Origin of the sequence: Ramlibacter sp. (genome assembly GCF_028292805.1) — a bacterium.
In the GTDB taxonomy this organism is placed as follows: domain Bacteria; phylum Pseudomonadota; class Gammaproteobacteria; order Burkholderiales; family Burkholderiaceae_C; genus Ramlibacter.
In genome coordinates, this window is the sequence record NZ_JAQGLS010000231.1 from 1 (window position 1) to 9,198 (window position 9,198).

General features: G+C 69.1%; 8 protein-coding genes. 2 read left to right on the forward strand and 6 right to left on the reverse strand.

The window, feature by feature from the left end; genetic code table 11:
- The 3 genes from JWP65_RS14585 to JWP65_RS14595 all read right to left on the reverse strand — a co-directional run.
- A partial coding sequence (locus tag JWP65_RS14585; protein WP_299764960.1) for a tripartite tricarboxylate transporter permease occupies positions 1-405 on the reverse strand: 405 nt, incomplete at its 3' end.
- A 7-nt stretch (positions 406-412) separates the two neighbouring features.
- Positions 413-913, reverse strand: coding sequence for a tripartite tricarboxylate transporter TctB family protein (locus tag JWP65_RS14590; RefSeq protein ID WP_299764962.1), 501 nt, complete (start codon positions 911-913; stop codon positions 413-415).
- On the reverse strand, positions 910-1,872 hold the full coding sequence (locus JWP65_RS14595; RefSeq protein ID WP_299764965.1) for a tripartite tricarboxylate transporter substrate binding protein: 963 nt from the start codon (positions 1,870-1,872) through the stop codon (positions 910-912). Before JWP65_RS14595 ends, JWP65_RS14590 begins: the two co-directional genes overlap by 4 nt.
- A gap of 172 nt (positions 1,873-2,044) precedes the next feature.
- On the opposite strand from JWP65_RS14595, the gene JWP65_RS14600 reads away from it, so the two are divergent.
- Complete coding sequence (locus JWP65_RS14600) at positions 2,045-2,464, forward strand: S4 domain-containing protein (RefSeq protein ID WP_299764967.1); 420 nt, start codon at positions 2,045-2,047, stop codon at positions 2,462-2,464.
- Between the two features lie 74 nt (positions 2,465-2,538).
- Here JWP65_RS14600 and JWP65_RS14605 read toward each other — a convergent pair whose 3' ends face one another.
- The 3 genes from JWP65_RS14605 to JWP65_RS14615 all read right to left on the reverse strand — a co-directional run bounded on the left by JWP65_RS14605 (position 2,539) and on the right by JWP65_RS14615 (position 7,722).
- Positions 2,539-5,136 carry a TRAP transporter permease gene (locus JWP65_RS14605; protein ID WP_299764969.1) on the reverse strand — a complete coding sequence of 866 codons (2,598 nt, stop codon included), beginning with the start codon at positions 5,134-5,136 and terminating at the stop codon, positions 2,539-2,541.
- Between the two features lie 247 nt (positions 5,137-5,383).
- Entirely contained in the window at positions 5,384-6,364 is a 981-nt protein-coding gene (locus tag JWP65_RS14610) for a TAXI family TRAP transporter solute-binding subunit (RefSeq protein WP_299764971.1), read from the reverse strand.
- 5 nt (positions 6,365-6,369) lie between these two features.
- Positions 6,370-7,722: an aspartate aminotransferase family protein gene (locus JWP65_RS14615; RefSeq protein ID WP_299764973.1), complete on the reverse strand. Its 1,353-nt coding sequence runs from the start codon at positions 7,720-7,722 to the stop codon at positions 6,370-6,372.
- A gap of 537 nt (positions 7,723-8,259) precedes the next feature.
- Between JWP65_RS14615 and JWP65_RS14620 the strand changes: the two genes are divergently transcribed.
- The coding region (locus JWP65_RS14620; protein ID WP_299764975.1) for a DUF2334 domain-containing protein at positions 8,260-9,198 on the forward strand (939 nt) is incomplete at its 3' end.

Below are 9,198 nucleotides of genomic sequence, written 5' to 3' on the forward strand. Positions count from 1 at the left end.
GACGATGGGCGCGAACATCGTCACCAGCACCGTGGCAATCGTGCCGGCGATGAACGAGCCGATGGCGGCGCTGGCCAGCGCGGCGCCGGCGCGGCCGTTCTTGGCCATCTTGTTGCCTTCCATGGCCGTCACCATGGTCCCGGTCTCGCCCGGCGTGTTCAGCAGGATCGAGGTGGTGGAGCCGCCGTACATCGCGCCGTAATAGATGCCGGCAAAGAAGATCATCGACGCCGTGGCCTCCACCTTGGTGGTGATCGGCAGCAGCATGGCCACGGCGACCGCCGGGCCGATGCCGGGCAGCACGCCGACGGCGGTGCCGATGACGCAACCGATGAAGGCCCACATCAGGTTGACCGGCGTGGCCGCGGTGGCGAAGCCCGCCATCAGCTGGGTCCAGGTGTCCATGGTGTTCCTAGAGCCAGCCGGTGGCCGTCAGCCCCGGCAGGTTGATGCCCAGCAGCTTGGTGAAGGCCCAGTACACCGGTGCGGCGATGGCCAGCCCCACCAGCGCATCGCGGCCGACGCTCGCCAGCGGCGCCGACTGGTCTTCCGAGACCCGCAGGCCGCGCGCGGCCAGCACGAAGCACAGCGCGCAGCTGAGGATGAAGCCGGCCCAGGTGATCAGCAGCGCGTTGGCCAGCAAGCCGGCCGACACCCAGGCGAAGGCGCGCCAGTCGCCGCGCCTCGCGCCCGAGGGCGGCTCCAGCTGGCGAAAGCCGCCGCTGCGCGCCTCCCACAGCAGCGAGCTGCCGCACAGCGCCAGCGCCCCGGCCACCAGCCAGGGCAGGAAGTTGGGGCCGACGCCGCCATAGCCTGCCTCCGACGGGATGCCGACCGCGCCGGCGGCAAGCACCACGGCCAGCGCCAGCACGCCGACACCCACCAGCGCCTGCAGGCGGGCGGCACCCGTCATCCCAGCATGCCCGACAGGTGCATGGTGGCGCGCAGCGAGGCGAACTCGCTGTCGACGAAATCGTCGAACGGCTTGCCGGCCAGCAGCGCCGGCGTCCAGCCGTTCTTTTGCAGCGCGTCCTGCCAGGTCTTGTGCCTGGTGGCCTTCACGATCATGTCGGTGAGCGTCGCCCGCTGGGCCGGCGTGATGCCCGGTCCGCCGTAGACGCCGCGCCAGTTGCCCAGCACCACGTCGTAGCCCTGCTCCTTGAGCGTCGGCACGTTGATGCCGGGCAGGCGCGCGGCGGAGGTGACGCCGATGGTGCGCATCTTGCCGGCCGCGATGTGCTCGGCGAACTCGCTGTAGCCGCTGCCGCCCACGGTGACGTTGCCGCCCAGGATGGCCGCCACCGCCTCGCCGCCGCCGCGGAAGGCGACGTAGTTGACCTTCTTGGGATCAACGCCGACGGCGCGCGCCAGCATGGAGGCCGAAATGTGCTCGGTGGAGCCGCGCGAGCCGCCGCCCCACTTGACGCTGCCCGGGTCTTTCTTGAGCTGCTCGACGACGTCTTTCATGTTCTTGAGCGGCGACTCGGCCGGCACCACGAACACGTTGTACTCGCTGGTGATGCGGGCGATCGGCGTGCATTGCTGCAACTGCACCGGCGGCTTGCCGGTGATGATGCCGCCCAGCATCACGGCGCCCATCACCATCATCGCGTTGGGGTCGCCCTTGGCCGAGTTGACGAACTGGGCCAGGCCGAGGATGCCGGCGGCGCCGCCCTTGTTCTCGTACTGCACGGTGTCGGCGGCGCCGGAATCGATCAGGGCCTTGCCCAGCGAGCGGCCGGTCAGGTCCCAACCGCCGGCCGGGTTGGCCGGGATCATCATCTTGACGGGGGCCGCCGCCCGGGCCGTCAGCGGCAGGGCGCCGCCAGCGGCCAGCGCGGCCAGGGAATGCAGGAACTGGTCACGGCGCATGGAAATCTCCTTCGAAAGCATGGATGCTCCGATGGTCGCCTGAGTCGGCGCCCGCCGGCCGGCCAAAGCATTAGGGAAAGTGCGGATCGCCGAGCTTGAAAAATCCGCGATTCGCGTTCATGTTCGGGGCTGCGGCCCGCGGCGACCTGCGGCTGGCCCAGAATGGAGGCAGATGGAACGACTGCGAATCGACAAATGGCTGTGGGCCGCCAGGTTCTACAAGACCCGTACCCTCGCCAGCGAGGAAATCGACAAGGGCCGGGTGGCGATCAACGGCCAGGACGTCAAGCCCGCGCGCGAGGTGAAGGTGGGCGACACCGTCGCCATGCGGCGCGAAGGCGTCACCCGCACGGTGGTGGTCAAGGGCATCTCGCAGCAGCGCGGGCCGGCGCCGGCGGCACAGCAGTTGTACGAGGAGACGGCCGCCAGCGTGCAGGAGCGCGCCACCGCGGCCGAACAGCGCCGCATCGCACCGGAGCCGGCGCACGCCATCGAGCACGGCCGCCCCACCAAACGGGGCCGCCGCGATCTCGACCAGGCGCGGGGCTGGGGGGATCGCTGGAGCGCCTCGGTCGACGACGACCGCAAGTAGCTCCTCTCCGCGTTGGGGAGAAGTTCGCAGGGGGCGCCTTCACTCCACCTGGCCCCAGAAGAGGGAAGAAGCACTCAGGCCGGCGCCAGCGGCAGCTGGCGCCGCTGCCGCCAGCCTTGCAGCCACCACACCGCCGCCGCCAGCGCCAGCCCCGGGATGAACACCCAGTGCGCCGACGGCCGGGCCGGGTTGGGCAGGCGCAGCTCCACCACCTTGTAGCCCTGCTCCAGGCCCAGCTTGCGGGCCCGGCTGCCGAACTTGACCTGGGCCACCTCGAGCTGGGCGCCCAGCTGTGCCAAGGTGACCCCGGCATCGCGCAGCTTCTCGCGACCGTCGGCGCCCTTGCCCATCGGGATGGCGACGGTCTTGGTCTGGGCCTTGCCTTCCAGCGTCTCGCCGGCGATGCCCACCACCAGCCACTCGTCTTCGCGCAGGCCGTCGGCCACCTTGTAGATGTCGGCGGCCGGCGCCGACACGTACTTGGGGTGGAAGCGGTCCAGCACCCAGTCCGGGCGGAACAGCAGGAAGGTCGCCAGCAGCAGCAGCCCGACCTCCGGCCAGCTGCAGCGGGTGCGGAACCAGCCCATGGTGGCGGCGGCGAACAGCAGCGAGGCCACCACCCCGCTCAAGCAGACCAGCAGCACCTCGACCCAGGAGCCCAGCCCGATCAGCAGCAGCTGCGGATTGAAGATGAAGACGAACGGCAGCACCGTGGTGCGCAGGCTGTACCAGGTGGCTTGCCAGCCGGTGGCGTTGGGGTCGTCGCCGGAGATCGCCGCCGCTGCGTACGAAGCCAGCCCCACCGGCGGCGTGACGTCGGCCAGGATGCCGAAGTAGAAGACGAACATGTGCACCGCGATCAGCGGGATCACCAGCCCGCTGCGGGCGCCCAGTTCCACGATCACCGGCGCCATCAAGGTTGCGACCAGGATGTAGTTGGCCGTGGTCGGCACGCCGGCCCCGATCACCAGGCAGATGAAGGCCGTCAGCAGCAGCATCAGCAGCACGTTGCCGGCGGACACGGCCTCCACGAAGTCCGTCATCATCAGGCCCATGCCGGTCAGCGTGATCACGCCGACGATCAGGCCGGCACTGGCGCAGGCCACCGCGATGCCGATCATGTTGCGCGCGCCCAGCACCAGACCACGCGCGAGGTCGCGCACGCCCTGGGCCCAGGGCTGCGTCGACGGCGCCGGCGCGTCCTTTGGCCGGAACAGCGTCAGCATCACCGGCTGCAGCAGCACCAGCACCATGGTGGTCAGCGTCGCCCAGAAGGCCGACAGCCCCGGCGACAGTTCCTCCACCATCAGCGCCCACAGCAGCACCACCACCGGAATGAAGAAGTGCAGCCCGGCGCGCACGGTCGGCCAGGGCAGCGGCAGCTTGATGTCGCGCACCTTTGGATCGTCGATCGGCACGCCGGGATGGCGCGACGCGTACGCCATCAGGACGATGTAGGCGACGAGCGCCAGCCCCGCCAGCACCCAGCCGGAGGCGGCGCCGGCCAGGGCGTCGACGGCCGAGATCAGGTGGTACAGGACCGCGCAGATGGCGGTGGTTCCGGACAAGCCCAGGCCCCAGCCGAGCGTGCGCTCGCGCCAGGTCGGCTCGCGCGCCCGCTGCAGCGGCTGCAGGTCGTTCTTCAGCGCTTCCAGGTGCACGATGTAGAACAGCGCGATGTACGAGATCACCGCCGGCAGCAGCGCGTGCCGGACGACTTCCGAGTACGGGATGCCGACGTACTCCACCATCAGGAAGGCGGCCGCGCCCATCACCGGCGGCATGATCTGGCCGTTGATCGACGAGGCTGCCTCGATCGCCCCCGCCTTCACCCCGGAGTAGCCGGTGCGCTTCATCAGCGGGATGGTGAAGATGCCGCCGGAGACCACGTTCGAGACCGAGGAGCCGGAGACGATGCCGTTCAGGGCCGACGACACCACCGCGACCTTCGCCGGGCCGCCGCGCAGGTGGCCCAGCGTGGCCAGTGACACCTGCAGCATGTAGTTGCCGGCGCCCGCGATGTCCAGCAGCGTGCCGAACAGCACGAACAGGAAGATGAACTGCACCGACACGCCCAGCGCCACGCCGTACACGCCTTCGGTGGTCAGCCACATGTGCGAGATGAAGCGCGACAGCGAGGCCCCGCGGTGCTGGACGGCCTCGGGCATGAAGGGCCCCAGGAACACGAAGGCCATGAAGATGCCGGTGGTGACCAGCATCCCGAAGCCCATCGCGCGGCGGGTGGCCTCCAGCAGGATGGCGACGCCGACCACGCCGACGGCGATGTCCATCGTGGTCGGCGCGCCCGGCCGGGTGGCCAGTTCCTTGTAGAACAGGAACAGGTAGGCGGCGCAGAAGGCGCCGACGGCGGCCAGCAGCCAGTCGGACCACGGCACCACGGTGCGCGACGAGCGCCGGAAGGCCGGGAACACGCAGAACGCGAGGAACACGGCGATGGCCAGGTGGATCGCCCGCGCCTCGGTGTCGTTCAGGATGCCCAAGCCCAGCACGAACGGCAGCGGAGAGGCGTACCAGACCTGGAACAGCGACCACAAGCCCGCCAGCACGGCCAGCGCGAGGCCGACGCGAGCGGCCGGCTCACGCCCGCCGAGGTCGGCCTCCTTGACCAGCTGGTCGAGTTCCTGGGTCGAGTGCTGTTCCAGCTGCGCCATGGGGTCTTTCGCTGAGGTGCGCCAGAAGAAGTCTCCTGGCCGATGTCGGGCGAGAAGAATCGGCTACCGGCAAGGCAGGTGCGCAGAGCAGCTGCACACCCTGGGGGGCCGACCCACTGCGCCAGCGGCACCTGGCCGCGCGGAACAGCGTGCAGGATGGTTCCACCTGTGGGAAAGGCCGGCGTTGCCGGGCTTTCCCACACTGATCAGGCCAAGCCAAAAAGCATTTACGACTTTTTGAAGCGAGTCATTTCACCCAGCCCTTTTCACGGTAGTAGCGCAGCGCGCCTTCATGCAGCGGCGCCGACAGGCCGTCCTTGACCATGTTCTGCGGCTGCAGGTGGGCCAGCGCCGGGTGCAGCTTCCTGAACTCGTCGAAGTTGTCGAACACGCCCTTGACCACCTGGTAGACGGTGTCCGGCGGCGTCTTGGCCGAGGCCACGACCGTCGCCAGCACGCCGTAGGTGGTGGCGCCTTCCGGGTTGTTCGGATACAGGCCGCCGGGGATGGTCGCCTTGGCGTAGTACGGCTTCTCGGCGATCAGCTTGTCGACGGCCGGGCCGGTGACGGACAGCAGCTTGGCGCCGCAGGTGGTGGTGGGATCCTGGATGTTGGCGCTGGGGTGGCCAACGCCGTAGAAGAAGCCGTCGATCTTGCCGTCGCACAGCGCCGGGCCGTGCTCGTCGGCCTTCAGCTCGGCGGCCAGCGCGAAGTCGCCCATTTTCCAGCCCATCGCCGTCATCAGCTCCTCCATCGAGGCGCGGGTGCCGGAGCCGGGGTTGCCGACGTTGAAGCGCCTGCCCTTCATGTCGGCCAGGGTCTTGGCGTTGGCTTCCTTGCGGGCCACCACCGTGAACGGCTCGGGGTGCACCGAGAACACCGCGCGCAGGTCGCCGTGGGCGCCGCCGTCCTTGAACTGGGCCACGCCCTTGGTGGCGTTGTACTGCACGTCGGACTGGGTGAAGCCCAGGTCGAGCTCGCCGGCCTTGATGGTGTTGACGTTGAACACCGAGCCGCCGGTGGATTCGACGGAGCAGCGGATGCCGTGCCTGGCGCGGTCCTTGTTGACCAGGCGGCAGATGGCGCCGCCCGCGGCGTAGTACACGCCCGTCACGCCGCCCGTGCCGATGGTGATGAACTTCTGCTGCGCGACGGCCGGGGCGGCGAACAGCGCGGCGGAGACTGCGGCGGTGCCGGCCAGAGCCCGGGCCAGGATCTTCAGGGGCATGCGATTCACTCCTTTGATTGCGTGGATGCGACGGCGGCTTCGACGCCCGCCCGCAGGCGTTCGACGATCAGGGCCAGGTCGGCTTGGCCGGCGAGGAACGGGGGCGCCAGCAGAACGTGGTCACCATACCGGCCGTCGACGGTTCCGCCCATCGGGTAAACGAGCAAGCCCCGTGCCATGGCTTCACGCTTGATCGCCGCATGCAATTTCAGCTGCGGATCGAACGGCGTCTGGTCGACCCGATCGCGCACGAACTCGATGCCCCAGAACAGGCCGCGACCGCGGATGTCGCCCACGCACGGATGCTCGCCGAAGGCATCCTCCAGCAGGCCCTGCAGCAGCACGGCGCTGGCGCGCACGCGGGCCAGCAGGCCGTCGCGCTCGATCACCTTCTGCACCGCCAGCGCCGCCGCGCAGGCCACCGGATGCCCCAGGTAGGTGTGGCCGTGCTGGAAGAAGCCCGAGCCGCGTGTCATCGCCTGCACGATCTTCTCCTGCGCCAGCACCGCGCCGATCGGCTGGTAGCCGCCGCCCAGGCCCTTGGCCACCACCAGCAGGTCGGGCACCACGCCCTCCGCCTCGCAGGCGTGCAGCGTCCCGGTGCGGCCCATGCCGCACATCACCTCGTCCAGGATCAGCAGCACGCCGTTCCGGTCGCAGACCTCGCGCACCGCGCGCAGGTAGCCGGGCACCGGCACCAGCACGCCGGCCGTGGCGCCGCCCACCGTCTCGGCGACGAAGGCGATCACGGTGTCGGCGCCCAGGATCTCGATCTCGGCTTCCAGCTCGCGCGCCAGCCGCAACCCGTACTGCTCGTTGGTCTCGTCGCGCCGCCGTTCCCGGTACGGGTAGCAGGGCGACACGTGGGTGACCGGCATCAGCAGTGGCGCGAACGGTTCGCGCCGCCAGGCGTTGCCCCCCACGGCCAGCGCGCCCAGCGTGTTGCCGTGGTAGCTCTGGCGGCGGGCGATGAACCGGGTGCGCTGCGGCTGGCCGATCTCCAGGAAGTACTGGCGCGCCATCTTCAGCGCCGCCTCCACCGCCTCCGAGCCGCCGCTGACGAAGTACACGTGGCTGGTGCCGGCCGGCCCGGTGGCCACCAGCTGCCGCGCCAGTTCCTCGGCCACTTCGGTGGTGAAGAAGCTGGTGTGGGCATAGGCCAGCTGGTCGATCTGCCGGTGCATGGCGGCCAGCACGTCGGGATGGGCATGGCCGAGGCAGGAGACGGCCGCGCCGCCCGAGGCATCGAGGTAGCGGCGGCCCTCGCTGTCGTGGATCCACAGCCCTTGGGCGCCCACCGCCACCGGCGGCGTGTGGTGCAGGTGGCGGTGGAGAACCTGGGTTCCGCTACTGGTCATGGCGAACGCTCCTTTGGGCGGCCAGTGTACGCAGCCCGACCGGACGAATGTCGGAAAGCGCTGACCCGCCGCCTCGCAACCGGCTGTCACGAGGGCTTCATCCGGCTGCGGATACTTGCCATCACTGCGGTCACACACCACGAGCAATCAACCAGGAAAGCAGGGAGCAAGTCAGGGAACGAGAATGATGATGAACGAGACCAGAACAACATCGATGCTGCTGCGGGTGCCGGCAATCCTCGCCGTCACGGCCAATTCTTACGGGCTGTCGCTGCAAGACCGGCCGGCGCGACCGCAAAGGTTGTCGGACTGCCACCATCGCCGTTCCAAGGCGGCGGTGGACAGGGAAGGCGCCAGGCAAGCAAGGCAGTAAGACGTCAGGCAAGAAGCAAGGCTGGAATGGCCGTCCCCCGGGGCGGCCATTGTCGTTGCCAAGCCAGCCGTGTCCTACGCGCGCCCGGGTGCTGCGCTGGCAAAGCCGGCCCGGCCGCCGCGCTACAAATCGATGCGAATCGTTACCTGACCGGGTGAACCTCCATGAAGATGCTGCATCGCTTCCTGCTTCCCTTGCTGGCGTGCGCAGCCTTCCTGCTAGGCGCCGCCCCGGCGAAGGCGCAGGCCGGGCCACGGCTGTTGGCACTTTACGACGCCCCCAGCGGCACCGAATGGGACAAGCTCGGCCTGGCCTACGCGATCATGTTGCGCAACCTGCTGGGCCACTTCAACGCCCAGGTCGACTTGGTGCCGGTGCAGCAGTACACGCCCGGCAAGCTGGACGGCTACGCGGCCACTTTCTACATGGGGTCGGCCTACGACCACCCCTTGCCGGCCGCCTTCCTCAGCGACGCCGCCACCACCGGCAAGACGCTGGTCTGGTTCAAGTACAACATCTGGCAGCTGGCCTGGAACCCCGCGCACAGCTTTACCGCCAACCGCGGCATCGAGTTCAAGGGCCTGCGCGGACTGAACGCCACGCCGACCCGGGCCAACCCCACGCCTGGCTTCTTCGAAACCGTCAAGTACAAGAACCTGGATTTGCGGAAGTACTACACCTACGACGCCACCCGCAACCTGGTCAACAGCGATCCCGACATCGGCTGGACCGCCGTCGTCGACGCTGCCAAAGCCAGCGTGGTGGTGCCGGTGGCGAACCCCAAGACCGGCGAGAGCGCTCCTTACGTGCTGCGCTCGGGCAACTTCTGGTACGTGGCCGACCTGCCGTTCAGCTTCATCGGCCCGCGCGACCGCTACCTGGTGTTCAGCGACCTGCTGCATGACATGCTGGGCATCGAACACGCCCAGAACCACCGTGCACTGGTGCGGCTGGAGGACGTCGGCGCGATGGTCTCCGTCAAGGCGATGAAAGACCTGAGCAACTACCTGGCCACGAAGAAGGTGCCGTTCTCGGTGGCCGTGATCCCGCGCTACGTCGACGGCCTGGGCGCCTACAACGGCGGCGTGCGCCAGGAAGTGCAC

Coding starts and splice junctions, on each gene's coding strand:
- JWP65_RS14590 (WP_299764962.1), bottom strand. CDS start 913: ATGACGGGTGCCGCCCGCCTGCAGGCGCTGGTGGGTGTCGGCGTGCTG.
- JWP65_RS14595 (WP_299764965.1), bottom strand. CDS start 1,872: ATGCGCCGTGACCAGTTCCTGCATTCCCTGGCCGCGCTGGCCGCTGGC.
- JWP65_RS14600 (WP_299764967.1), top strand. CDS start 2,045: ATGGAACGACTGCGAATCGACAAATGGCTGTGGGCCGCCAGGTTCTAC.
- JWP65_RS14605 (WP_299764969.1), bottom strand. CDS start 5,136: ATGGCGCAGCTGGAACAGCACTCGACCCAGGAACTCGACCAGCTGGTC.
- JWP65_RS14610 (WP_299764971.1), bottom strand. CDS start 6,364: ATGCCCCTGAAGATCCTGGCCCGGGCTCTGGCCGGCACCGCCGCAGTC.
- JWP65_RS14615 (WP_299764973.1), bottom strand. CDS start 7,722: ATGACCAGTAGCGGAACCCAGGTTCTCCACCGCCACCTGCACCACACG.